Origin of the sequence: Clostridium phoceensis (assembly GCF_001244495.1) — a bacterium.
GTDB lineage: Bacteria > Bacillota > Clostridia > Oscillospirales > Oscillospiraceae > Lawsonibacter > Lawsonibacter asaccharolyticus.
This window is the reverse complement of sequence record NZ_LN866274.1, coordinates 3,151,251-3,174,388: the sequence shown is the minus strand read 5'-3', so window position 1 is coordinate 3,174,388 and position 23,138 is coordinate 3,151,251. Positions and strand designations below refer to the sequence as shown.

The 23,138-nt window shown below is 55.2% G+C and carries 25 protein-coding genes; all 25 read left to right on the top strand.

All coding sequences use genetic code 11. The features are described from left to right. Positions 1 to 23 precede the first annotated feature (23 nt). The 25 genes from BN1969_RS16325 to BN1969_RS16205 all read left to right on the top strand — a co-directional run bounded on the left by BN1969_RS16325 (position 24) and on the right by BN1969_RS16205 (position 23,107). The gene (locus tag BN1969_RS16325) at positions 24 to 1,190 is read left to right on the top strand and encodes a flagellar hook-length control protein FliK (RefSeq protein ID WP_050625246.1); all 1,167 of its coding nucleotides are present in this window, start codon (positions 24 to 26) and stop codon (positions 1,188 to 1,190) included. 21 nt (positions 1,191 to 1,211) lie between these two features. Further along, on the top strand, positions 1,212 to 1,781 hold the full coding sequence (locus BN1969_RS16320; protein WP_050625245.1) for a flagellar hook capping FlgD N-terminal domain-containing protein: 570 nt from the start codon (positions 1,212 to 1,214) through the stop codon (positions 1,779 to 1,781). Between the two features lie 36 nt (positions 1,782 to 1,817). Then, positions 1,818 to 2,204 carry a TIGR02530 family flagellar biosynthesis protein gene (locus BN1969_RS16315; RefSeq protein WP_242850369.1) on the top strand — a complete coding sequence of 129 codons (387 nt, stop codon included), beginning with the start codon at positions 1,818 to 1,820 and terminating at the stop codon, positions 2,202 to 2,204. Between the two features lie 104 nt (positions 2,205 to 2,308). Continuing rightward, the gene (locus BN1969_RS16310; protein WP_050625244.1) at positions 2,309 to 3,415 is read left to right on the top strand and encodes a flagellar hook-basal body complex protein; all 1,107 of its coding nucleotides are present in this window, start codon (positions 2,309 to 2,311) and stop codon (positions 3,413 to 3,415) included. A gap of 76 nt (positions 3,416 to 3,491) precedes the next feature. Next, positions 3,492 to 3,710: a flagellar FlbD family protein gene (locus BN1969_RS16305; RefSeq protein WP_050625243.1), complete on the top strand. Its 219-nt coding sequence runs from the start codon at positions 3,492 to 3,494 to the stop codon at positions 3,708 to 3,710. A 49-nt stretch (positions 3,711 to 3,759) separates the two neighbouring features. Continuing rightward, positions 3,760 to 4,611, top strand: a complete 852-nt coding sequence (locus BN1969_RS16300) for a motility protein A (protein ID WP_050625242.1) — start codon at positions 3,760 to 3,762, stop codon at positions 4,609 to 4,611. Between the two features lie 33 nt (positions 4,612 to 4,644). Beyond that, positions 4,645 to 5,442 (top strand): OmpA/MotB family protein, encoded by a 798-nt coding sequence (locus BN1969_RS16295; protein WP_050625241.1) that lies wholly within the window; start codon positions 4,645 to 4,647, stop codon positions 5,440 to 5,442. A 27-nt stretch (positions 5,443 to 5,469) separates the two neighbouring features. Then, a complete protein-coding gene (locus BN1969_RS16290; protein WP_050625240.1) occupies positions 5,470 to 6,483 on the top strand; it encodes a flagellar motor switch protein FliM in 1,014 nt (337 codons plus the stop codon). 4 nt (positions 6,484 to 6,487) lie between these two features. After that, a complete protein-coding gene (gene fliN / locus BN1969_RS16285) occupies positions 6,488 to 7,813 on the top strand; it encodes a flagellar motor switch protein FliN (RefSeq protein WP_050625239.1) in 1,326 nt (441 codons plus the stop codon). 33 nt (positions 7,814 to 7,846) lie between these two features. After that, positions 7,847 to 8,212 (top strand): response regulator, encoded by a 366-nt coding sequence (locus tag BN1969_RS16280; protein WP_050625238.1) that lies wholly within the window; start codon positions 7,847 to 7,849, stop codon positions 8,210 to 8,212. Positions 8,213 to 8,225: 13 nt separating this feature from the next. Continuing rightward, positions 8,226 to 8,585, top strand: a complete 360-nt coding sequence (locus BN1969_RS16275) for a FliO/MopB family protein (RefSeq protein ID WP_050625237.1) — start codon at positions 8,226 to 8,228, stop codon at positions 8,583 to 8,585. Positions 8,586 to 8,597: 12 nt separating this feature from the next. Next, positions 8,598 to 9,260, top strand: coding sequence for a flagellar type III secretion system pore protein FliP (gene fliP, locus BN1969_RS16270; protein WP_050625236.1), 663 nt, complete (start codon positions 8,598 to 8,600; stop codon positions 9,258 to 9,260). A 13-nt stretch (positions 9,261 to 9,273) separates the two neighbouring features. After that, positions 9,274 to 9,519, top strand: a complete 246-nt coding sequence (locus tag BN1969_RS16265) for a flagellar biosynthetic protein FliQ (protein WP_050625235.1) — start codon at positions 9,274 to 9,276, stop codon at positions 9,517 to 9,519. 12 nt (positions 9,520 to 9,531) lie between these two features. Then, positions 9,532 to 10,305: a flagellar biosynthetic protein FliR gene (locus BN1969_RS16260; RefSeq protein WP_050625234.1), complete on the top strand. Its 774-nt coding sequence runs from the start codon at positions 9,532 to 9,534 to the stop codon at positions 10,303 to 10,305. A gap of 37 nt (positions 10,306 to 10,342) precedes the next feature. Next, entirely contained in the window at positions 10,343 to 11,404 is a 1,062-nt protein-coding gene (gene flhB / locus BN1969_RS16255; protein WP_050625233.1) for a flagellar biosynthesis protein FlhB, read from the top strand. A gap of 23 nt (positions 11,405 to 11,427) precedes the next feature. Then, on the top strand, positions 11,428 to 13,518 hold the full coding sequence (gene flhA / locus BN1969_RS16250) for a flagellar biosynthesis protein FlhA (RefSeq protein WP_050625232.1): 2,091 nt from the start codon (positions 11,428 to 11,430) through the stop codon (positions 13,516 to 13,518). A 16-nt stretch (positions 13,519 to 13,534) separates the two neighbouring features. Next, on the top strand, positions 13,535 to 14,359 hold the full coding sequence (locus BN1969_RS16245; protein WP_050625231.1) for a FliA/WhiG family RNA polymerase sigma factor: 825 nt from the start codon (positions 13,535 to 13,537) through the stop codon (positions 14,357 to 14,359). Positions 14,360 to 14,380: 21 nt separating this feature from the next. Further along, complete coding sequence (locus BN1969_RS16240) at positions 14,381 to 15,136, top strand: flagellar hook-basal body protein (RefSeq protein ID WP_050625230.1); 756 nt, start codon at positions 14,381 to 14,383, stop codon at positions 15,134 to 15,136. 19 nt (positions 15,137 to 15,155) lie between these two features. Beyond that, the gene (locus BN1969_RS16235; RefSeq protein WP_050625229.1) at positions 15,156 to 15,887 is read left to right on the top strand and encodes a flagellar hook-basal body protein; all 732 of its coding nucleotides are present in this window, start codon (positions 15,156 to 15,158) and stop codon (positions 15,885 to 15,887) included. Between the two features lie 15 nt (positions 15,888 to 15,902). Next, positions 15,903 to 16,523 carry a chemotaxis protein CheC gene (locus BN1969_RS16230; protein WP_050625228.1) on the top strand — a complete coding sequence of 207 codons (621 nt, stop codon included), beginning with the start codon at positions 15,903 to 15,905 and terminating at the stop codon, positions 16,521 to 16,523. Then, complete coding sequence (locus tag BN1969_RS16225; protein WP_050625227.1) at positions 16,516 to 16,998, top strand: chemotaxis protein CheD; 483 nt, start codon at positions 16,516 to 16,518, stop codon at positions 16,996 to 16,998. Before BN1969_RS16230 ends, BN1969_RS16225 begins: the two co-directional genes overlap by 8 nt. 37 nt (positions 16,999 to 17,035) lie before the next feature. Next, on the top strand, positions 17,036 to 17,956 hold the full coding sequence (locus BN1969_RS16220) for a chemotaxis protein (protein WP_050625226.1): 921 nt from the start codon (positions 17,036 to 17,038) through the stop codon (positions 17,954 to 17,956). Between the two features lie 20 nt (positions 17,957 to 17,976). Further along, on the top strand, positions 17,977 to 19,266 hold the full coding sequence (locus BN1969_RS16215; protein WP_050625225.1) for an EAL and HDOD domain-containing protein: 1,290 nt from the start codon (positions 17,977 to 17,979) through the stop codon (positions 19,264 to 19,266). 88 nt (positions 19,267 to 19,354) lie between these two features. Continuing rightward, positions 19,355 to 22,432 (top strand): EAL domain-containing protein, encoded by a 3,078-nt coding sequence (locus BN1969_RS16210; protein WP_050625224.1) that lies wholly within the window; start codon positions 19,355 to 19,357, stop codon positions 22,430 to 22,432. Positions 22,433 to 22,453: 21 nt separating this feature from the next. Then, positions 22,454 to 23,107 (top strand): PilZ domain-containing protein, encoded by a 654-nt coding sequence (locus tag BN1969_RS16205; protein ID WP_050625223.1) that lies wholly within the window; start codon positions 22,454 to 22,456, stop codon positions 23,105 to 23,107. Positions 23,108 to 23,138 lie beyond the last annotated feature (31 nt).

Genomic DNA, 23,138 nt, shown 5'->3' with positions numbered 1-23,138 from the left:
AGCATTGAAAGGAGGTGAGAAAGATGAATACAAGTGATTTGACGCTTCAAATGGCTTATTTGGCCGGACAGATCGCCCAGAGCACCCTGCCGGATATCGGGGTGTCTGCTGGCAGGCCGGAGCAGAAGATGGATTTTCAGGCGCTTTTGAATGAAAAGCGAACCCAGGCAGACCGGGAAAGAACGGAGCAGGAGCCTCAGAAGACAGATCCGTCCCAAGATACAGAGACCGGAAAGACGGAGCAGAAGGACGAAGATGTAGCGGCTCAAGCAGCTGGACAGGGCGTTCCACTGATGCTGGATTTGAGTTCGGTCCTGGCCGGCAGGGGGATCGTGCCATTCGTGGGCTGCGCTGTTGTAACGGAGCAGGCAGAACAGATAACAGCACAGGCGCCTGCTTTGCCGGCAGCTGATGCTGTTGTGGAGGGAGAGAAGGCTGCGGAGCCAGCACTCCCGCAGAATATTGAGCGTTTTGGTGAAGCGGCTGTGCCGCAAAAAGTGGAACAGGAGGCCGCACCTGGGTCCCTTATCTCTTCTGCTGGACAGGCGGAGGGTGAAGGACAAGGAGCGGAGCTCCAGGTCAAGGCGGAAGGCCAGCACATGGAGCAGCCTGAGGGGCAGTCGGAGCAGAGTGGAAAGCAGCCGGGCACAGACCAGAAGATGGATGTGGAGGTCACACAGCTCCAGACCGGAGGCGATCAGAAGCTGTTCCAGGGGACGGAGGCCGCTCCCGTAAAGGTAGGAGACGGCGCAGTGCTGGATACCACGTCAGAACAGTTCGATGCCCGACTGAGCAGGACCATTCGCAGCATAGCGGACCAGGGGATCCAGAAGATAGAGCTGAAGCTGACACCGGAGCACTTGGGTAATGTGGTGGTGGAGCTGACCCGGAGTGAGGGCAGCGCACTCCATGTGGTGCTGCGGGCGGAGAGCGAACATACAGCCAACCTCCTGCGAGAGCACCTGGGGACTTTGGGCTCCATGCTTCAGAACGGAAGCCAGCAGGAAGTCCGGATCGAGGTGGCCCACCCTCAGGAGAGCGGGCGGAGCTGGCAGCAGACTGACCAGAACGGCGGCGGGCAGAATGGACAGCCCCAGGAGCAGCACCGGGACCCGAAGCGGGAGGAGTCGGAAAACTTCCTTCATCAGCTGAAGCTGGGGCTGCTGGAGCAGGAGACCGCACCTGTGTAAGAAAATAAGGAGGAAAGCACAGTGAGCAGCGATTTTATGCCCCAGGCGCTGGACAGCCTGCTGGCTAGTCAGCGGGCCAGCGTCTATGGCAGCAGCAAGACCGGCTCCTCGGACAACTCCTGGATGGAGGATTATGAGATCCATCAAAAGGGAGAGGACATGGGGCTGGATTTTACCGACTATCTGCAGCTGATGGTCCAGCAGCTGCAGAATCAGACCATGGACAACACCACAGATACTTCGGATATGCTCAATCAGCTGGTACAGATGTCGGTGGTGCAGATGATGACCACGGTCAAGACCAGCATTGACACGCTGGTGGACGCCAACACGCTGACCTATGCGGCCTCCCTGGTGGGAAAGACCGTGACGGTTGGAGAGTACGGCGAGGATGGAAAGCTCCAGGAGGTAGTGGGAACCGTCACCGGGACAGGGACGTACCAGGGAGTACCAGTGATCTTTGTAGACGGAGAGATGTACGCCCTCAGCGACATCATGGCGGTGGGGACCCTGCCAGATATTCCGGAGACTCCAGATGAGCCGGAGGGAGGCAGCGGTGAGGGCGGAGATACGCAGACGCCCGAGACCTGAGCCGCAGGGGCGGCTGATCCAAAGGAGGTGAGCGCAGTGATCGACAGTACAGCATCTATCACGGGGGCCAGTCTGGAAGCCGGGATAGGCCGACCGCGAGCCGTTCAGGCCAGAGGCGGGGACGGCTTTGTACAAGCTCTGCGCCAGGAGCTGGAACGGACGGGCGGAAGACAGATCGCCTTTTCCAAGCACGCCATGGAGCGGGCAGAGGAGAGGGGGATCGAGGTGACACCCAATCTTCTGGACCGGCTGACGGACTCTGTGGAGCGGGCGGAGGCCAAGGGGGCGACGAATATCCTGGCCCTTGACCAGAGCCTTGCCTTTATCATCAACGTTCCAAACGGCCGGGTCATTACCACCATGTCCCAGGATGAGATGAAAGAGAACATATTTACCAACATTGACGGCGCCGTGATCCTGTGACAAACAGAGGACAGGACCATTTTTGGATGTCCTGGGGGACGTGCGACTGACGGGCCCCCGGCGGCGCGAAACAGAGAACACCAAAAGCAAAGGAGATCTGAAGCATGGCATTGACAGGAGCAATGAGCGCGGGAATTTCCGGGCTGAAGGCACACATGGAGGCATTGAATACAGTGGGCAACAATGTGGCCAATGTAAATACTTATGGCTATAAGCCCGGCCGCGTCACCTTTCGGGAAAGCATCTATTCCACTCAGGCCGCTGGTTCCGCCGGCACAAACATGGTAGGCGGGACCAATCCGCGCCAGACCGGTTATGGATGCAGCATCGGCACCATCGATCTGGATATGACGACCAGCTCTCTGGAGTCCACCGGGATGCCCACCGACTGTTTTATCCAGGGAGATGGTTTTTTCCTGGTGGGGCCTAAGGATGTGGACGTGAACAACGCGGAGGACGCCAAAGCTCTCTCCCTCTCAAGGGTAGGTGATTTCCGATTTGACTCGGATGGATACCTGGTGGACGGCGCGGGCAACGTGGTATATGGCTTCGTGACCTGCAATATGGATGGAGCTGATCAGGCAGATGAGGCCGGTACGAACGGAGATGGGATCAGTACCCAGCTGGTCCCTATCCGCCTGCCTATGAAGGCGGTGGGAGACGCCGCCCAGGGAGATATCAAGCCGGGGGACGCCCTGTTCCCTGGTGTGGATGACACCGGACACAATGTTCCGGCGGAGGAAGGAACGGACGCAGAGAACTCCACCGGTGACTGCATCGCCTATAACAGCCTGAAGATCGACAGCAACGGGCAGGTATCCTGTGTCAACGATGATACCGGGGACCCGGTGGTTGTGGGCTATATTGCACTGGGAAAGGTGACAAACCCCAATGGCCTGGAGCACACCGAGGGCCCTTACTTCACCGCGGGCGACGCAGCAGGGACGCTGACCATCGGAACGGCCAACAGTTCTGTAACGGGATACCTGAACAATCAGGACAAGCTGGGAAATGCGGACCTGGATCCTGAAAACATGCTGGCCGCTGGCAGCAAGACCAGCCTTCAACCTGGCTTTCTGGAGGCATCTGGAACCGATCTGGCCACTGAGTTTGCCAATATGATCGTTTACCAGAGGGGCTATCAGGCCAACACCCGGATCGTCACCGTGACCGACACCATGCTGGAAGAGCTGGTCAACATGAAGCGCTGAGCGCCGCTGGAGTAAACAGATGCCTTCCCCCGCCGGATTCCCGGCGGGGGAAGGCCGGAAGCGAGGAGGCATAATCTTGATCGTATTGCGGAAAATGAATAATGAGCGCTTTTTGGTCAATCACAATCAGATCGAGTGCATCGAGCTGATCCCGGAGTGCAAAATCGTTATGATGAACCATGACTATTACCTGGTCAAGGACACCGTAGAAGAGATCATCCAGAAAATTGCCGACTATAACGCGAAGGTCCAGGACATCCACCGGGAGATCAGTGTTCTGGACAGGCGGAGCTGAGGCGGGGCCGCATCCTGCCTCCCAATAGAGAAAAGAAGGGATACGCGCTATGAATATTGTGTATATCGTCGGCATTGTGATGGCCTTTTTCTTTACTGTGTTTGGAATTGTGGTCGGTTTCGATATGTCGACACTTCAATTCAGCTTCAGTATTGAAAACCTAAAGAACTTTGTGGACCTGTCCAGTATTCTGATCGTCATCGGCGGCACGCTGGCGGTGGTGGTCGCCTGCTATCCCAAGCAGATCAGGTCCCTGCCAAAGCACTTTAAGATCATGCTCCACTCCAACACCTTTGATCCGCAGGTGTATGTGGATCAGCTGACCGAGCTGGCACAGATCGCCAGAAAAAATGGGCTGTTGGCACTGGAAGAGAAGGGGAACGAGCAGGAAAACTCCTTTTTTAAGCAGGCGATCATGCTGGTGGTGGACAACAATGACCCGGAGCGGGTGCGCAGTATCCTGGAAAATGAGATCGAGCAGACCTCCGAGCGGCACCGGGCAGTCATCGCCATGTATGAGCGGGGGTCCAATGCGGCACCGGCCTTTGGCATGATCGGAACTCTGATCGGTCTGATCAATATGCTGAAGAACCTGGATGGAGCGGATATGAACTCCCTGGGGCCTGACATGGCCGTGGCTCTGATCACCACATTTTATGGCTCTCTGCTGGCACATGTGGTATTCAACCCCATTGCCGCCAATCTGACGGCGCGGGATGAGGAGGAGATCCTGTGCCGCCAGATCATCATGGAGGGGATCATGGCCATCCAATCTGGTGAGAATCCCAAGTTCCTGCGGGAGCGGCTGCTGACCTTTATGAATGAGAAGCAGCGGGAAGGCGGAGAGGCGGCAGAGGGAGCCGATGACGGAGGCAAAAAACGCCGGGGAAAAAAGAAATGAGCTTCAGGCGGCTTCAAGGAGGCGGGACCCAGAATGAAGAGAAAGAAAAAAAGCGGAAGCGGCGGAGCGAACTGGATGGACACCTATGGCGACATGGTCACGCTTCTGCTCTGCTTTTTTGTAATGCTGTTCTCCATGTCCAAAATGGATGAATCCAAATGGATCGCCCTGGTCCAGGCACTCAATCCCAGTGCAGTGGTCAACGGGACGAGCATGGAGGAGCCGCCCGAGGGCAGCGTCGTGACACAGGATCAGGTGGACCGGGATATGGAACAGCTTTACCAGGCCATGGCAGAATATTTTCAGCAGGAAAATATGATGGAAAAGGTGAGCATTGGGAAGGGAAACGGCTATGTGTTCATCTCCTTTAATGACACCGTGTTTTTCCGTCCCAATGAATATACCCTTCTGGACGAGGGCAAGGAAGTTTTGGACCAGGTCGCCCGATCCATTGCGGAAGTGGGCCCTTCCATCAATGAGATCAGGGTGCTGGGCCATACGGCGCAGGCGACAGCCAATGAGGAAAATGACTATACAGTGGATCGATTCCTGGCGTCCAATCGGGCCACAGTGGTCACTGTATATTTGCAGGAGAAAGAGATCATTGACCCAGCAAGGCTGGTCAGTGTGGGATATGGCCAGTGGCGGCCGATTTCCAGCAATGCCATTCCGGAAGAACGGGCAAAGAACCGCCGGGTGGAGCTGATCGTCACCGGACTGGATCTGGATGCTTTGGCAGGCGATGATATCAAGCAGTATTACAGCATGCGGGAGAGTACCGGCACGCCGAGCCCGGCGTACCAGCCGGAAGAGCAGAACGCAGCATCCTGATCCATACTCTGCCTGGGAGGGAAAACAATGGCGGAAGTTCTATCACAAAGCCAGATCGACGCCCTGCTGAATGCTGCTCGCAGCGGCGAGATGGATTTGGCAGCGTCGGCAGAGAAAACGACAGAGAAAAAGTACCGAAAATATGACTTTTACAGCCCGAGGAAATTTACAAAGGACCGCATGAAAATGATCAGCGGCATCTTTGAAAATTATACCAGGGTAATTAACTCCAGGATCAATGGACTGCTACATACCACCTGCGAAATTTCTGTGGAGTCGGTGGAGGAGCAGCGCTATTACGAGTTTTCCAACGCACTGACAGAGGGGGATGTGCTGGTGCTGGCAGATGTGCAGTTTGCGCACAACCAGCAGGCGGAGGAACAGCCCGTTCTGCTCCACTTTTCCACCTCACTGATGCTGAGTATGATGGATCGCCTGATGGGTGGAGAAGGCGATGTCGATCCTGCGCTTCCGGCTGGATATAATTTTACGGATCTGGAGTTGAAGCTCTATGAGAGTATTGTGAAGGATCTCATCTCCGTGCTGGGGGGAAGCTGGGAAAACTACATTGACCTGTCCTTCGGAGTCCGGCGCATGGAAACCAACCCGACACTGGTCCAGCTGATCGGCCTGGATGAGACAGTAGTCATCATCGGTATCAACATCCAATTTTCCAACTGTTCCGGACAGATGAACTTCTGCCTGCCCGGTTCCATGCTGTCCGCCATCTTTGCCCGGATCGCCGCGGCCAATCAGGCGGGAAGAGGGGCCGGGGAGGACAATTCAGAGGAGATCCTTGATATTCTCAGGGACTCCGAGCTGGAGATATCTGCGGAGCTTGGCCGCACAGAACTGAGGCTGCAGGATATCTATTATCTCCATCCCGGTGATGTGATCGACCTTGGACACCCAACAGCGCAGCCCATTTACCTGTATATTGGGGGAAAGCCTTGGTTCAGCGGAAAAATGGGGACGTTGAGCAGCAATATGGCGGTAAAGATAGGGGAGACCTATCACAATCAGGGAGGAAGGGACAAGTAGGGACATGAAACAAAATATATTCAGCCCAATGGAGATCGATGCCATTGGTGAGATCATGAATATCAGCTTGGGGTCGTCCGCTACAGCGGTCTCCAATATGCTGGATCACCGTGTGGATATCACCACTCCATCTGTGTCGGTGGTGCCGATCGAGGAATTTACCCTGGGAGAACTAGAGCCTGCGATCGGGATCGAGATCAAATATGTCTCCGGCCTCGAGGGGAGCAACATCATGCTTCTCAAGCGCCACGACGTCAAGACGATCGTAGAGATCTTGATGGGAACGGAGATATCAGATGAGGAGTTCGAGTTTAATGATCTGACGATCAGTGCGGTATGCGAGGTCATGAACCAGATGATGGGCGCGGCGTCCACCGCTCTCTCTGACTTCCTAGGCCGCTCCGTCAATATCTCTACGCCCCAGTCCTTCACTCTGGATGACCTGGATCAGTTTGAGCGGGAACACTTCCAGTATGACAGCGGGATGGTGGTAGTGGCCAAGTTCATGCTGAGCATTGAGAATGTGCTGAAAAGTGAATTCGTCAATGTCATGTCTGTGGACCTGGCCAGGGAGCTGATCGCCGGATTTGGCGTAGATCTGAGTGATGGGGAGGGCAAGGGAGCTAAATCGGAAGAAGAGGTAAAGCCGGAGCCTTCCACCGGCGGAGCCAAGCTGAGTCAGGAGGAGATCGAGCGGCTGATGAGCGGGGGTGCCCCCTCCGCGCCGCCCCCCGCTTCCTCCGGGAGCGGAAAGCTGAGCCAGGAGGAGATCGAGCGGCTGATGAGCGGAGGTGCTCCCTCCGCACCGCCCCCCGCTTCCTCCGGCAGCGGAAAGCTGAGTCAGGAGGAGATTGAGCAGCTGATGAGCGGAATGGCTCCCTCTGCAGCTCAGGCGGCCCCACCCCGGCAGCCGGAGCCGCAGCAGAGTTCGGCGCGGCCTTATGAGGCAGCGGGGCAGTACATGCCGGCTCCTCCGGCATACGCTGGGGAACCGCGGGTGATCAACACGAAGCCGGTCCAGCTGCCGCCCCTGGATGTGGCGGATAAGATCGGCCAGGAGCAGGCTCAGAATCTGGAATTGATTATGTCAGTGCCGCTGGAAGTGTCAGTGGAGATTGGACGGACGCGCCGAAAGGTGGAAGATATCCTTACCTTTTCCAAGGGGTCCCTGGTAGTTTTAGACAAACTGGCGGGGGATCAGGTGGATCTGTTTGTAAACGGGCTGTGCGTGGCCCGGGGCGATGTGGTGGTCATTGACGACAACTTTGGAATCAGAATCACAGAAGTATTGAAGCGTCCTGAGCTGAGTGAGCTGACACGGGCAGACTAACCAATCAAATTTAGAAGAAAAGGATGATGTGACATGGCAAAAATTTTGGTCGTAGACGATGCAGCTTTTATGAGAAAGGTCATTCGCGACACCCTGACGAAGAACGGCTATACCGATGTCCACGAGGCGGTCGACGGAAAGGACGCAGTGGAAAAATACTTTGAGCTCCATCCCAACCTGGTCCTCATGGACATCACCATGCCGAATATGGATGGGCTGGAGGCGCTGAAGGCGATCCGGGCCAAGGACAGCAGCGCCAATGTGGTGATGTGCTCCGCCATGGGCCAGGAGGCTATGGTGATGGAGGCGGTACAAGCGGGGATCAAGGACTTTATCGTCAAGCCTTTCAAGGACGACCGCCTGATGAAAACGGTCAATTCCATTCTGGGCGCACCCTGATCAGAAAAGCAAAATGCGGGATGAAATACTGGAGCTGGTTTGGGCTCTGGCCGCGATCTGTGCTGTACTGCTGCTGTCCTACTGGTTTACCAGATATGTTGTGGCGGGGCGGGCGGCAGCAGGGCGGCTGAAAGGGCGGCATGTAACCGTCTTAGAAGAGATCCAGGTGGGGAAGGATCAAAAGCTGCTGCTGGTTCAGGCCGGAGAGCAGATCTGTCTGCTGGGTGCGGCGCCGGGCGGGATCACCTGTCTGAGGACACTGAACCGGGAAGAGATGGGGCAGTGGGAGCAGGAAGGAGCACCGGAGGGTGCCTGCCAGCGGATAAGCTTTCAGGAGGCCCTGAAAAGTGTGCTTCAGCAGAGAAGGAAATAAGGGGGTGGGAGCTTGGACGCGCTGATCAATGTAAATGGAGAGAATTTTCAGACGCTCCAGATCCTACTTCTGACTACCCTGATCACACTCCTCCCCTCTATTGTGGTGATGATGACCTCCTTTACCCGGTATATCATCTCCCTCTCCTTTCTGCGTTCTGCCATTGGGCTGCAGCAGAATCCGCCCAACATGGTGCTGGTGGGAATGGCACTGTTCCTCACCCTGTTTACCATGTCCCCGGTGATCAGTGACATCCAGACAAACGCTTATGAGCCATACATAGCAGAGAGGATCACTCAAGAGGAGTTTTATGAAAAAGCTAAGGTGCCTCTGAAGGAATTCATGCTGGATCAGACGGAGGACAGCTCTCTGGAGCTGTTCTGTGAGCTCGCCGGAGCGGATATGCCGGCCACACGGGCACAGGCGGAGGGGCTGCCTCTGCGGATCATTGTCCCATCCTTTATGACCAGCGAACTCAAGCACGCATTTCTGATCGGATTTTACCTGTATATTCCCTTTGTTCTGATCGATGTGGTGGTGGCGTCCACCTTGATGTCTATGGGAATGATTATGCTGCCGCCCTCCATGATCTCCATGCCATTTAAATTGCTGCTGTTTATTTCGCTGGATGGCTGGCAGCTGCTGTTTTCTACACTGGTGCGGAGCTTCCAATGAGTAAGGAGGAGTTATGGACGTAGTCGATATCCTGCGGGAGGGCGTGGGAGTAGCGCTGAAGCTGGGGGCACCGCTGCTGCTGCTGAGTATGCTGGTGGGGATCCTGGTGGCTATTTTTCAGGCTGTGACCCAGATCCATGAGCAGTCCCTCTCCTTTATCCTGAAAATGATCGTGGTCGTCCTTATCCTTCTGGCGGCGGGCGGCTGGATGCTGGAGACTCTGAAGGATTTTACACGCTACCTGTTTACCCTGATGTGAGGAACAGACAGTATGGTTGGATGGTCAGAGCTCTTTGGATTTGAAATGGTGTTGGCCAGGATCAGCGGTTTTGTCCTGTTCAGCCCGATCCTAGGCCGCAGCAATATCCCCGGGTACGCAAAGACGGGCCTGATTCTGGTTTTGTCCGTGTTTGTCTACGGGCTTGGACAGCCGATGCCAGCACCGCCAGGAACAGTGGTGGAACTGGTGGTCCGGCTAGGCGTGGAACTTGTGGTGGGATTCGTGCTGGGCTTTCTGATGCAGCTGTGCGCAGCTATCGTCCAGGCAGGAGGAGAGATTATAGACGCTCAGATGGGACTGACAATGGCGCAGATCTACGATGCAAGCAGTCAGGCCAACATGTCTGTGACGGCATCCCTGCTGAATATCCTCTTTTTTCTGAACTTCTTTGCAGAGAACGGCCACTACACCCTGATGCGCATTCTGCTGGGCTCGGCTGAGATCCTGCCCTTTGGCACCGCTGTCCTCGGGGAAGCAGCGGCCTCCTACGTGGCAGAGGTGTTTTTCTCTTCCATGCTTCTGGCGGTAAAGATGGCCCTGCCGATCTTGGCTGCCGAACTGCTGGGAGAGCTGGGAATGGGAATTTTGATGAAGGCTATCCCACAGATCAACGCCTTTGTCATCAACATGGAACTCAAGGTCATCATCGGACTGATCCTGCTCTTCCTGTTCCTGACTCCCCTTAGTGAATTCCTGCTGGGGGCAGAGGCGGACATGCTTTCTGGCCTGAGACGGGGGCTGGCCGTGATGGCAGGCTCCGGTTAGTGGGAAGGGCTCTGGAAGAGAGAAGAGGTGATGGGGCTTGGCAGACGGACAGAAAACGGAAAAAGCCACACCAAAAAAGCGGCGTGATGAGCGGAAAAAAGGAAATATATTTTTCAGTAATGACGCAGTCTCAGTGGTCGTATTGCTGGTCAGCTTCCTTGTCCTCAGGCTGAGCGCCAACTGGATCGCGGCACAAATATATGAGTTCCTGCGGTACTGTATGGATCTCATTACGCAGCCATCCATGGAAGTCCCGGCGGAGGGAAGCGGGCTGTTCATTCATCTTCTGGGAACGTTTGTCAAGGCTGCGGTCCCACTGATGGCTGCGGCTGCAGCAGCAGGGGTGGTGGCCACTTTTTTTCAGACAAAGCTGCTGGTTTCAGGGGAGTCCCTGAGGCCGAAGCTGAGCCGGATCAGCCCTCTGCAGGGAGTGAAACGGCTGTTTTCCCTGCGCAGTGTTGTGGAGGCGCTGAAAGGACTGCTGAAGATCGCAGTTCTTCTGATACTGATTTTCCGGTATATCACCAACGTGCTGGACCTGTTTACCAAATATCTTTACACCGATCTTTTGGCGGCCTGTGCCCATCTGTTTGAGGAGAGCTTCCTGCTGTCCATGCAGATCGGGGCGGCCTTCGCGGTGCTGGCTGCGGCAGATATCTTTTATCAGTGGTGGGACTATGAGCGGCAGATCCGGATGTCCAAACAGGAGATCAAGGAGGAGTTCAAGCAGACAGAGGGAGATCCGAAAATCAAGGGAAAGATCAAGGAGACCCAGCGGAAAATGGCTCAGTCCAGAATGATGCAGCAGGTGCCAAAGGCGGACGTGGTGATCCGGAACCCCACCCATTTCGCGGTGGCTCTGCGCTACCAGCCGGATCGGGACCCGGCGCCCATCGTGCTGGCGAAGGGGCAGGACGAACTGGCGGCCAGGATCGTGCGTACCGCAGAGGAGCACAAGGTGGCCGTGGTGGAGAACGTGCCGCTGGCCCGGGCGCTGTATGCCTCCACAGACCTCAACCAAGTGATCCCGCCTGAGCTGTATAACGCAGTGGCGGAGGTATTGGTTTATCTGTATCGGATGGATCAGAAGATTCCATGAGAAAGTAGGCTCCAGGAAGAGATATGAGACGAATACTCAACAATGCAATATCCCTGATCGTGGTGGTCATCGTTCTGTTCCTGGTGATCCCGCTGCATCCCAGTGTGCTGGATGTGCTGCTGATCCTTAATATCTCGCTGTCCATCATGATCCTGATGATCACCATGAATATTTCCGAGCCGCTGGAATTTTCCATTTTTCCCTCCCTGCTGCTCATTACGACTCTATTCCGGCTGGGATTAAATGTGTCCTCCACCCGTCTGATCCTCAAGAACGGGGGAAACGCCGGTGTGGTCATTAAGGCGTTCGGGGATCTGATCACCCAGGGAAATATCGTCATCGGGATACTGATCTTTTTGATCATTGTACTGGTCCAGTTCATTGTCATCACCAAGGGGGCGGAACGGGTCTCCGAGGTAGCTGCCCGGTTCACCCTGGACGCTATGCCGGGAAAACAGATGGCTATTGACGCGGATCTGAGCTCTGGCCTGATCAATGAGAAAGAGGCCCGTCTGCGCAGGCAGAAGATCCAGCGGGAGGCGGACTTTTATGGCGCCATGGATGGCGCCACCAAGATCGTCAAGGGGGACGCCGTAATGTCCCTGATCATCACGGTTATCAACTTCGTAGCCGGGCTGATCATTGGAATCGTACAGGGCGGGGGAGACCTGAGCACGGTCCTAAGTGTATATTCCATCGCTACCATTGGCGACGGCCTGGTGTCTCAGCTTCCGGCTCTGATGATCTCCACTGCCACTGGAATGATCGTGACTCGCTCCGTATCGGACGGGAGCCTGAACACCGATGTGATCAGCCAGTTCAAGGCCCAGCCCAGAGCTATTATGGCGACCGGCATGATCCTTCTGATGCTGGGGCTTTTCCCAGGGACTCCGACCCTGCCCCTTCTGTTGGTGGGAGCCGTCCTTTCCGTAGGCGGATACTGGAGCGATCACAAAATGGCCCTTGCCAGACAGATGGAGGAAGCGGAGAGCGCAAGGGCCGGTGAGGCGGTGCCAGAGCTCCAGGCGGCCAGCGAGGCGGACTACTACAAGGACATCAACAATGTCTACTCCCTGTTGACTGTGGAGCCCATTGAGATGGAATTCGGATACAGCCTGATCCCTCTGGTGGACGAAGCCAGCGGCGGAAAGCTGATCAGCCGGATCGTCATTTTCCGGCGGCAGTATGCTCAGGACATGGGATTTGTGATCCCGTCCATCCGGCTCCATGACGGCGCATCCCTGGGAACCAACCAATACATCATCAAGATCCGGGGAGAGGAAGTGGCACGGGGAGAGATCCTGGTGGACTACTATCTGGCCCTGGAGCCCTCCAATCCCACAGGAGAGATCGACGGGATCGAGACAGTGGAGCCTGCCTACGGTATTCCCTCACGCTGGATTCTGCCAGAAAACAAGGAGATGGCGGAAATCTACGGCTATACTGTGATCACACCGCTGACGGTGATGCTGACCCACCTGTCTGAGACCATCAAAAAGCATACTTACGAGCTGTTGAATCGTTCGGAGACCATACAGCTGGTCGAGCACTTGAAACAGACAGAGCCAGAGCTGGTGGCGGACGCCATTCCTAATGTGGTTTCTTATGCAAATCTGGAGAAGATCCTGAAAAGCCTGCTCCGGGAGGGCATCCCGATCAAAGATCTCGCAACTATCCTGGAGGCAGTGGTGGAGGCCAGCGGCGCGACCCGTGACATTGATATGATCACGGAACAGGTGCGCAGTGCGCTGAGCCGGACGATTACCCGGCGCTTCTGTGAAAATGGACAGCTGAGGGTGGTGACGTTGGACGCTGAGGTGGAAAAGAAAGTGCTGGCTGCCCTGACGAAAAACGATCACGGGGTGTATCTGGCCCTGAGCCCGGATATCATGCAGCAGATCATTGCGCAGCTGGGAGAGTTGAGAAAGAAGTTCAACGACCTGTCCCAGACACCCATCGTCCTGACCAGCCAGATTATCCGGGTCTACCTCAGCCGAATGATCGCCCAGTTTTATCCTGATGTCTATGTGCTCTCCTTCCACGAGATAACCAGCAGCGTGCAGATCCAGGCGATCGGCAACATTACACTTCAGCAGCAGAATCAGCCTTCATAGGTAAGGGGCGACACGGATGGAAAAGTGCAGAGAAAAAGTTGAGACTGCCGCCCAGCAGACTGAATTGCTTTCAGAGGAAGCAGTGGAGCAGATGAGCAACCAAGAGCTGCTGTTTCTGTACAGGGAAAGCGGAGATGAGGAACTGAAATGGAAGCTGGTACTCCGCATGACAGGCATGGTGCGGGCCATTGCCGCCCAGGTGTGGGGGATCTACAGCAGCTTTGCCCAGCTGGATGATATTGTGGAAGAGGGGATCCTGGTGCTGCTCAGCGCGGTGGACAAGTTCGACCCCTCAAAGGACGTGAAATTCGAGACCTATGTCTCCAAGCGCCTGCGGGGCATGATCGTGGACCTGGCCAGACACCAGGACTGGCTGCCGCGTCAAGTGCGGCAGAAGTCTATCCGTCTGAACCGGGCCAGAGAGGAGCTGTCCATGCAGATGGGGCGCACGCCCAGCAGCGCGGAAATGGCGGACCATCTGGGCGTGACAAGAGAGGAATATGGAGCTATGCTCTCTGAGACAGCGGTGTCCGGCCTGCTTTCCTTTGAGGCGCTGCTGGATACCCAGGGCAGGGGAGCACGGCAGAGGATCTCGGGGGAAAGCGGGAACCCGCCCGAAGAGCTGTGCGAGGAGCAGGAGCTGCATGAGACGCTCAAGCAGGGGATCTCATCCCTGCGGGAGAAGGAGCAGCTGGTCCTTTCCCTGTATTATGAGAAGGAGCTGAGCATGAAGGAAATTGCACAGGTGCTGAATGTGAGCGCCCCCAGGATATCACAGATCCACAGCCGGGCAATCGAGCATCTGAGGCAGTACATGAAGCAATACATGGAAGCGCAGTAAGTGGAAAGGCGGAGCGGTAACATGACAAAAGGCTTTTACAATTTGACCTCCGGCATGCTCTCCCAAAGCCGGAGGCTGGATGTGGTCTCCAATAACATGACAAATTTGACCACCCCAGGCTATAAGGTGGAACAGTACACGGACAGCACCTTTCAGGAAGTGCTGATCAGCCGCATAGGCAACAAGAACAAAAGCGGTGCACAGGAAATTGGAGAAGAGAGCTATATCCTGGCACCCAGTCAGCTTTACATAAACTTTGCCCAGGGGACTCCGGAGGAGACGGGGCTCAATCTGGATTTTGCGATCCAGGGAGAGGGGTTTTTTGCCATTCAGACGGAGAACGGCACAGAATATACCCGGGGAGGGAGCTTTGCGCTGGATCAGGAGGGCTATCTCTCCCTTCCGGCCCATGGCAGGGTGCTGGGACCGGACGGACAGCCTCTCCAACTGACAACGGATGATATCCGGGCCGATGAGTTCGGCCGGATCTATACCGAAGATGGAGATGCATACCTGGGACAGATCGGCGTATTCGCCTTTGCGGATAATGGACAGCTGACTAAGAATGAGAGCGGGCTGTTCGGGGCCGGCGGTCAGGCAGCTGAGCCAGTACAGCCGTCCATTCAGTGGCGGTGGGTCGAGAGCTCCAACGTGGATATGATCCGGGAGATGAGTACCATGATGACTGCGGAGCGGGCGCTACAGAGCGCGGCCCAAGTACTCAAACTCTACGACGGCCTGCTGACGAAGGCGGCCAATGAGCTGGCGCGGATGTAAACGGAGAGGGGGAGAGCTTATGATTCAGGCATTTTACAGCGCTGCGGTGGGCGCACAGCAGCAGATGCAGAAGATGAACGTGCAGGCAAACAATATCGCCAATGTCAATACCTGCGGGTTCAAGGCAGAAAAGCCAGCCTTTCAGGCGCTGATGTACGGCATGGTCAATGGGATTGGAGGGGATCAGCTTCCGAAGGGGAGCGGGACGCGCATGGTATCCACCGCGACAGACTTCAGTCAGGCACCTGTTGAGGAGACTGGAAGGAAACAGGACTACGCCATTGCGGGAGACGGCTTTTTTGCCCTCTTCGACCCATCCAAAAACGAGATATCGTTCACCCGGGACGGCTCCTTTGCGGCTGCAGGCTTTCAGGAGCAGGATGAGGAGGGAGAATGGCACGAAGTCTACTATCTGACGGACGGTGCGGGGCGCCAGGTCCTGAACTCCAGCGGCTACCCGATCCAGATGGAAGATTTTGAGGAAGAGCAGCCTGTGGGCGTGTTTATCGTGCAATACCAGGATGGACTGCAGCACTTGGACGGAGGGCGCTTCCTGGCAACGGAAAAAAGCGGAAATGTTTGGATGGGCAGTTCAGCAGTCCGGCAGGGATTTTTAGAGACATCCAACACGGATCTGGCCACTGAGATCGGAAAGGTGATCGAGGCACAGCGCTCCTACAGCTATGCGCTGAAAATGATAATCACGGCGGATGAGGTGGAGACGACTGTGAACAACCTGGCGAATGGATAAGACGGGGGAATTGTCTTGAAAAATTTTGATGAGCTGAATGTTTTGGAACTGGACACCATCCGGGAGATCGGGAGCATCGGCACGGGAAACGCAGCTACCGCACTGTCCAGCATGCTGGGGTGCGAGGTGCGTATCGACGTGCCGGAGGTCCGAATCATGGGCTACAACGAGGCCATTGACTGGATCGGCGGCCCTGAGGTAATTACGGCCGGCGTTGTAGTGCGCATGGGAGGCGAAGTGAATGGGATCATGCTCTCGGTGCAGCAGATAGAGTTTGTCAATCTGGTGTTGGGGCATATGGTAGGCAGGGAGATCGAAGATTACAGTCAGCTCACAGAGCTGGACCGTTCCGCCTTGGTGGAAGTAGGCAACATCATGATCTCCACGTTCATCAACGCTCTGTCCGGTTTAGCGGACCTCACCATCCAGGTAACGGTGCCCGCCTTCGCGGTGGACATGCAGGGGGCGATTTTGACCGTTCCCATGGCGGAATTTGGCGGTCAGTCAGATTACATTATGACGATCGGCGCAAATTTTATCTGCAATCGCAGGATCGTACCCTGCCGCCTGCTGCTCTCACCGGATATCCGCTCTCTAAATTTTTTGTTGAAGAAGCTGGGTGTTTTGGATGAGTGATAAGTTGGTGGTGGGGATCGCGGATATGAAAATGGCCCAGTATGAAGGGATGCTGGTGACATATGCCCTTGGGTCGTGCATCGGGATCTGTCTCTATGACCCCGGCCTGAGACTGGCGGCGCTGGTCCATGTGATGCTGCCGCTGAACATGGAGACCGGGCGGAGATCACCGATGAAGTATGCGGACACGGGAATTCGGGAGACCCTGCGGCAGATGGAGGCGAGAGGGGCAAGGCGCAGCCGCATGGTGGCCAAAATTGCGGGAGGCGCCCGTATGTTTGAGGTGGCGGGCGGCGGAAGCCTGGGAAATATCGGGCAGCGGAATATTGAAAGCGTGCATATGACGTTGAAAAGGGAAGGCATCAAGCTCCTGCGGGAGGATGTGGGCGGTACAGTGGCAAGGACGCTGCTGTTCGACGCAGAATCCGGAGAGGCATGCATCCGCAGCTATGGAAGACCGGAACTGATTTTCTAGCTAAAATTTTAAATGAGATCAGAAATGGGGGATCAGCATGGCAGAGCGAGGCAACCACGAGATATTACTGGAAACAGGGACAAATGAGATCGAAATTATGGAGTTTACCATTGACGGGAATCTCTATGGGATCAATGTGGCAAAGGTGCGGGAGATCCTGATGTCCGCACCTGTACATCCCATGCCCCATTCTCATCCCGCAGTGGAGGGCATCTTCAAGCCCAGAGACATAGTGATCACAGTGGTGGACTTGCCCAAATATCTGAGTGGACGGGAGGAAGAAAAGGGGAACAAGGACCTGTTCATCATCACCAATTTCAATCAGATGCATATCGCGTTTCGTGTTCATACAGTGGTTGGGATCAGCAGGATCTCCTGGCAGGATATACAGAAGCCGGATAAGACTGTCTCTGGGGGACCAGAGGGTGTGGCCACCGGTATCGCGCAGTGCGGTGAGGAACTGGTCACTATTTTGGACTTTGAAAAGATCGTGGCGGAGATCGCGCCTGAGACAGGGATCCAGCTCTCTGAGGTGGACCGGCTGGGGCCGAGAAGCCGGAACGAGACTCCTATCTGGGTGGCTGAGGACTCTATCCTGCTCACACAGATGATCCGCAGCGCTTTGGTGAAGGCCGGATATGTAAACCTAAATATGTATCCAAACGGCGGTGAACTATGGGACGCCCTCCAGCAGTGGAAGGGAGCGCCGGATCTGCGAGAACATGTGGCGCTGATCATCACGGACTTGGAGATGCCGCAGATGGATGGACACCGCCTGACAAAGCTGATCAAATGCGATCCGGAGTTCAGCCGTATCCCGGTGGTGATCTTCTCCTCCCTGATCACGGAGGAGATGCGCCGGAAGGGAAAAGAGGTGGGCGCGGATGAACAGCTGAGCAAGCCTGAAATTGGGCATCTGATCGGGATCATCGATCAGCTGATCGCCCGTGGAGAGTGACGGAAGCAGGAGGGAAGTCTATGAACAGCAAATATATCGTCCGCCAGCCGATCAAGGATGCAGAAAACCGGATCATCGGCTATGAGATCCAGTACTATGGTGAGAATCAGGCATTCAGCGGGGGAGATGGTCCTGGCGCCAGCGATTTCGCCGCAGCAGACACCATCTACAATTTTCTGACGCTGAACACAGACAAGCTGCTTCGGGGGTCCCTGAATTTTATGACCTTTACCACTACTCTGCTGATGAAAAAGACACCCAGGCTGTTTGACAAGTCGGAACTGGTCATTCAAATCGATGACAGTGTGATCATTCATCCTCTGGCTATGCGGATGGTACAGCAGTACGCGAAGGAAGGGTACCAGATCGCGGTCAATGAGTTTCAATTTGCGCCGCGGTATCTGGGGATTCTGGATGGCATCGACTACATCAAGCTGAATTTTCAGAGCACACCAGAGCTCACACTGAAAAATATCATTGAAATTGCCCGCAGCATGAAGAAAAAGTGCATTGCGGTGGGAATAGACCGGGAGGAGCTCTACCAGAAGGCGCTGAAACTGAAGGTGGATGCGCTGGAGGGCACTTATGTGGCGGAGAAGCTCCGGACAAAGACACACAGCAGCGGCTACCTGCAAAGCAATTTCTTCCGCCTGATGGTGGCGGTGACCAGGGATGAGCCTGATGTGGAGGAGATCGAGCAGATCATTTCGGTGGATGCTACTTTGACCTATGGCCTGCTGAAGATGGCAAATTCCTGCTATTTTGCCCTGAGACACAAGGTGGCTACTGTGCGTCAGGCCATCATGACCATGGGACTGAGCGAACTGAAGCAGTGGGTCTATCTGCTGAGCGCAAGCAATGCAGAAAACCAGATGGAAGAGGGAGCAGAGGAATTCCTGCACTTGTCCTTTATGAGAGCAAGCTTCTGCAGCAACCTGATGAACTATGCGAAAGACATGCCCATCTCCAAGCCGGAGGCATATCTGATGGGAATGTTTTCTACTCTGAACTATCTGATCGACGCACCGCTGGAAGAGATCCTGGAGCAGATCCCCCTGTGCGCAGAGGCGAAGGAGGGGCTTTTGCATCACACAGGGCGGTGCGGTATGCTCTATGATCTGGCACTGTCCTACGAGCGAGCCAACTGGGCAAGAATTGACGAACTCGCGGAGGGGCTGGGTATCCCGACCAACCTGCTGACCAGCCTTTATTTCAGCTGTATGGAGGAAGTAAACCGGGTGTGGAACGAAATCACACGTCCGGAGCCCAGCCAGCTGGAGGCGGGCCTGGCGGAGGAGCGCGGGACCTGACAGGACCGGGACGGCTGACAGAGAACAGGGGGGTCAGCCGTCCCGGTTTTTTGCTGCAGTGGAAAGTCGAGTATGAGGGTGAAGAGACATGATACCAGTTTGGGAGCACTTTGAGGACCTGGAAGAGATCCTCTATGTGGCGGATGTAGAGACCTATGAGCTGGTGTACCTGAACCGGTACGGCCGCTCCGTATTTAGAATCGAGGATGAGGACAACTACGCAGGGAAAAAGTGTTATGAGGTTTTGCAGGGAAGGAGAGAGCCATGTCCATTCTGTACAAATTCACAGCTGAAGGAAGGCAAATTCATTGAATGGACCTATCGAAATCCTCTGCTCAAAGCCCCCTATCGGATCAAGGACACCATCGTTGAGTACGAGGGCAGACAGTACCGCATGGAATTTGCCATGGATGTGGAGAAGGAAAAGCAGGAAGCGCAGAAGCTGGATCTTGCCGCGGTGCGTCATTATGAAGAGCTGATCAATGAGTGCTTTCTGAAGGTGCGTGCCGTCACAGACATGGATGAGGCATTAAGCTTCATGCTCCATTATCTCGGGACCCATATTTCCTGCAATGCAGTGATGATCTACGAGAGCAGGGAGCGAAAATGGCTGCTCAACACCTATAGCTGGAGCAGGGCGGGGAAGGCACCGGAGAAAAAACTGCTAGAGCTGAGTGTGGCGGAACCCGTGACAAAGTGGTATGAAACATTTTTTCATAACGAGCCGCTGCTGCTGACAGATATGGAAAAGCTGTGCCGGGATATGCCGGCGCTGTCTAAGGTGCTGTCTCCGGAGCAGGTCCGGCGTATGATCCTGATCCCGCTTCTGGCCAAAGCGGAGGTAGTCGGCTTTGTGCGCATAGACGACCCACCAGAGAAACCGATGAGCGCAGTGGCGGAGATGTGCAAGATCCTGTCTCATTTTATTGTCTCTCTCATACAGCAGAGGGACCTGATCCGGAATCTGGAGCAGATCAGCTTTCGTGATCAGATGACTGGCGCGATGAATCGGTACGCGCTCAATTCCTACTTAGCCAGAGCACATCTGGAGCGGGACATGGGGCTGATCTACTGTGATCTGATCGGCCTGAAGCGGGTCAATGACCGGTTTGGGCATGCCAGCGGGGACCGAACGATCATACAAGCCTATCAGGTCTTAGGAGGGATGTTTCCTGAGGACCAGATCTTCCGCATGGGCGGGGACGAGTTTCTGGTGGTGCGGGAAGGGGTAGGCAGGGAGAAGTTTCAGGAGAGTGTGGAGCAGCTGAAAGCGGCGGCGGTATCCAGCCGCTGCTGGCTGTCCATCGGAAGCGCTTGGTGTCAGGCCGGCGGAAAAAGCTTCAATGACCTGATGAATGAGGCGGACGAAAATATGTACGAGAATAAACGGACATATTACCGCCTGTGCGGCCTGACAGATGGACCGGAAGAGCACCGGGTGGAGCATGATGACAGGGAGCTTGTGCAGAGTCAGGATGCGCTCCATGCCTTTGTGAGGGACTGCTATTTTGATGTGACCTCCTTTTTGAAATCGCTGACCATGACAGGCTCTTCCTTCTATATCTATTTCGGAGATATGAGGAAAAATCTATATTATATTTCCGACAATTTAAAGGAGGACTTCTGCTTCCCGGGGAATATTGTTCCCAATTTTGTGTCGCTGCTGGAGCAGCGCATCTATGGGCCGGACCAGCAGATGCATGTCGAGGATACGAGGGCCATGCTCAGGGAAAAGCGGGAGAGTCACAGCGTCCGCTATCGAATCTATGACAAAAATGGAGAGCTGACCTGGCTGCACTGCCGGGGGATCATGAAGTGGAATGAGGATAAGACAGAGCCGCTGTTTTTCTCCGGGAGCATGGTCAGCCTGAAAAATGAGTCGGAGGTGGATCCGATCACCGGACTGCTCAACCTTTCCCTTGCCCTGAAGCGGATCTCGGAGTTCAACAGGCTTGGGATCGAGACAATGCTGATGTGCATCGTGCTCCGAAAATTTTCCGATGTTAACCACGTCTTCGGCCGGGATATTGGAGACGCGGTGATGAAAGAGATCGGCTGGCAGCTGGAGCGGAATCTGGGCGTGCAGTTCTATTTTTATCGGATAGACGGAGCGCGTTTTTTGGCAGTCTCTCAAACGGTGCTGGAGCCGGAAGGGGCGGTGGCATCGATCCAGAAGATCATAAAAGACATATTCAGAAAATATAAGATCCATGTTGTTTCCCCCTGTGCCATTGGGGTGCTCCACAGCGCAGCGGGACAGAGAGAGGCCCAGGAGCTGGTCGACAATGTGATCACGGCAGCCCATACAGCAAAAGCGTTCCCAGATTTGGATTATCTTGAATTTTCGTCCCATATGACAAAGACCTATCAGGAGCATACCGACATGAGCATGGCTCTGAATGCATGCATTGAACATGGGTTCCAAGGCTTCCGCATTGTGATCCAGCCCCAGGTAGAGACAAAAAACGGACGGATGTTCGGCGGTGAGGTGCTGCTGCGCTGGAAGAACGAGGGGAAAGAGATATCACCTTCCAAATTTGTCCCGATACTGGAGCAGACGGGAATGATCGCTCCGGTAGGGAAATGGATTCTGGAGGAGACCATGCGGAAAGGGAAGGAGATCCTGAAGTATCAGCCGGATTTCCGGCTCTCGGTCAATGTCAGCTATCTCCAGATCATGGATCAAAAGTTTTTCCCTTTTTTAGAAGATACCATGGAGCGCTTCCAGATACCGGCGGAAAATCTGCTGATCGAGCTGACAGAGACCCATTTTGACGAGATGCCAGAGCATCTTCAGCGCTTTATCCGGCAGTGCAAGCAGATCGGGATACGGTTTGCTCTGGACGATTTTGGAAGTGCCTACTCCGGGCTGCAGCTTCTTCTGCAGTATCCGGCTGACCTGATCAAGCTGGACCGGACTCTGATGCGGGAGATCACTACCTCCAAGGAAAAGATGAGGTTTATCATGAGCGTGGTCTACGCCTGCCATCAGTTCGGAAAGGAAGTCTGTGTAGAGGGCGTAGAGACAAAAGAGGAGCTGGATATCGTCCGCCAGACAGAGTGCGACTTTATCCAGGGATTTTATTTCTACAAGCCTCTGGAGTGGGAAGAGATGCGTCAGGTTTTGGAGTCGCAGAAAAAAGAAGATATTCTGAGTTGGAAATAGGAAAATGGAAGGTGAGAGGCTATGAGCCCCAAATATGAAGAGGACCTCTCCAGTGCTTTGGGCGCGATATGCGAGGTGCTGACCCGGGAAAATCATCTTCTCTTTGTGGGGAGGATACAGGAATACGACAGGGCAGGCGGCCGGCTCTGTGCAGAGCTGCGTAAAGGGGAGGGAACTCCCGGGGGTGTTTTATACCATGAACCGGTAAAGGTACACATCTATATGGGACAGGAGCAGGGCAAGGTGATGATCGCCTATGGACAGGTGGAGCGGAACGCAGCGGACCACTGGTGGATCGAACTGGAGAACGTTGTATCTGGGCCGGAGAGGCGAGAGAACTTCCGACAGATGGTGAGAGGCCGCGGCATTTTGACTGACCGGGAGGGGAGAAAGCAGCCCTGCAATTTGGTCGATATAAGCATCAGCGGGGTGAAATTTTACAGTCAGGGCCGGTATATAGAGGGGGAAGTGCTGGAGCTGTCTGGATTTCGGTTGAGGCAGGAGGGGGAGCTCTATACCCTGCTTTGCCTGGTGCGGAGGGTGGAGCGGATAGATGCCGGAAAGGGCTGGTATTCTTATGGGTGCAGCTTTTATGACCTGCGTCCGGGGCAGGAGGACCAGCTGTGCAGGGATATCTTCAACCTGCAGGCAAGGTCTATCAACCGGAAGAGCTGAGAGCGCCTGAGGCCCCCCGCCAATATGGCGG

Excerpts from the sequence above, each read along its gene's own strand:
- BN1969_RS16295 (WP_050625241.1), top strand. The coding sequence starts at position 4,645 with ATGAAGAGAAAGAAAAAAAGCGGAAGCGGCGGAGCGAACTGGATGGAC.
- flhA (WP_050625232.1), top strand. The coding sequence starts at position 11,428 with ATGAGACGAATACTCAACAATGCAATATCCCTGATCGTGGTGGTCATC.
- BN1969_RS16235 (WP_050625229.1), top strand. The coding sequence starts at position 15,156 with ATGATTCAGGCATTTTACAGCGCTGCGGTGGGCGCACAGCAGCAGATG.
- BN1969_RS16300 (WP_050625242.1), top strand. The coding sequence starts at position 3,760 with ATGAATATTGTGTATATCGTCGGCATTGTGATGGCCTTTTTCTTTACT.
- BN1969_RS16210 (WP_050625224.1), top strand. The coding sequence starts at position 19,355 with ATGATACCAGTTTGGGAGCACTTTGAGGACCTGGAAGAGATCCTCTAT.
- BN1969_RS16290 (WP_050625240.1), top strand. The coding sequence starts at position 5,470 with ATGGCGGAAGTTCTATCACAAAGCCAGATCGACGCCCTGCTGAATGCT.
- BN1969_RS16280 (WP_050625238.1), top strand. The coding sequence starts at position 7,847 with ATGGCAAAAATTTTGGTCGTAGACGATGCAGCTTTTATGAGAAAGGTC.
- BN1969_RS16275 (WP_050625237.1), top strand. The coding sequence starts at position 8,226 with ATGCGGGATGAAATACTGGAGCTGGTTTGGGCTCTGGCCGCGATCTGT.
- BN1969_RS16215 (WP_050625225.1), top strand. The coding sequence starts at position 17,977 with ATGAACAGCAAATATATCGTCCGCCAGCCGATCAAGGATGCAGAAAAC.
- BN1969_RS16245 (WP_050625231.1), top strand. The coding sequence starts at position 13,535 with ATGGAAAAGTGCAGAGAAAAAGTTGAGACTGCCGCCCAGCAGACTGAA.
- BN1969_RS16310 (WP_050625244.1), top strand. The coding sequence starts at position 2,309 with ATGGCATTGACAGGAGCAATGAGCGCGGGAATTTCCGGGCTGAAGGCA.
- BN1969_RS16325 (WP_050625246.1), top strand. The coding sequence starts at position 24 with ATGAATACAAGTGATTTGACGCTTCAAATGGCTTATTTGGCCGGACAG.
- BN1969_RS16260 (WP_050625234.1), top strand. The coding sequence starts at position 9,532 with ATGGTTGGATGGTCAGAGCTCTTTGGATTTGAAATGGTGTTGGCCAGG.
- fliN (WP_050625239.1), top strand. The coding sequence starts at position 6,488 with ATGAAACAAAATATATTCAGCCCAATGGAGATCGATGCCATTGGTGAG.
- BN1969_RS16225 (WP_050625227.1), top strand. The coding sequence starts at position 16,516 with ATGAGTGATAAGTTGGTGGTGGGGATCGCGGATATGAAAATGGCCCAG.
- BN1969_RS16265 (WP_050625235.1), top strand. The coding sequence starts at position 9,274 with ATGGACGTAGTCGATATCCTGCGGGAGGGCGTGGGAGTAGCGCTGAAG.
- BN1969_RS16220 (WP_050625226.1), top strand. The coding sequence starts at position 17,036 with ATGGCAGAGCGAGGCAACCACGAGATATTACTGGAAACAGGGACAAAT.
- BN1969_RS16205 (WP_050625223.1), top strand. The coding sequence starts at position 22,454 with ATGAGCCCCAAATATGAAGAGGACCTCTCCAGTGCTTTGGGCGCGATA.
- BN1969_RS16240 (WP_050625230.1), top strand. The coding sequence starts at position 14,381 with ATGACAAAAGGCTTTTACAATTTGACCTCCGGCATGCTCTCCCAAAGC.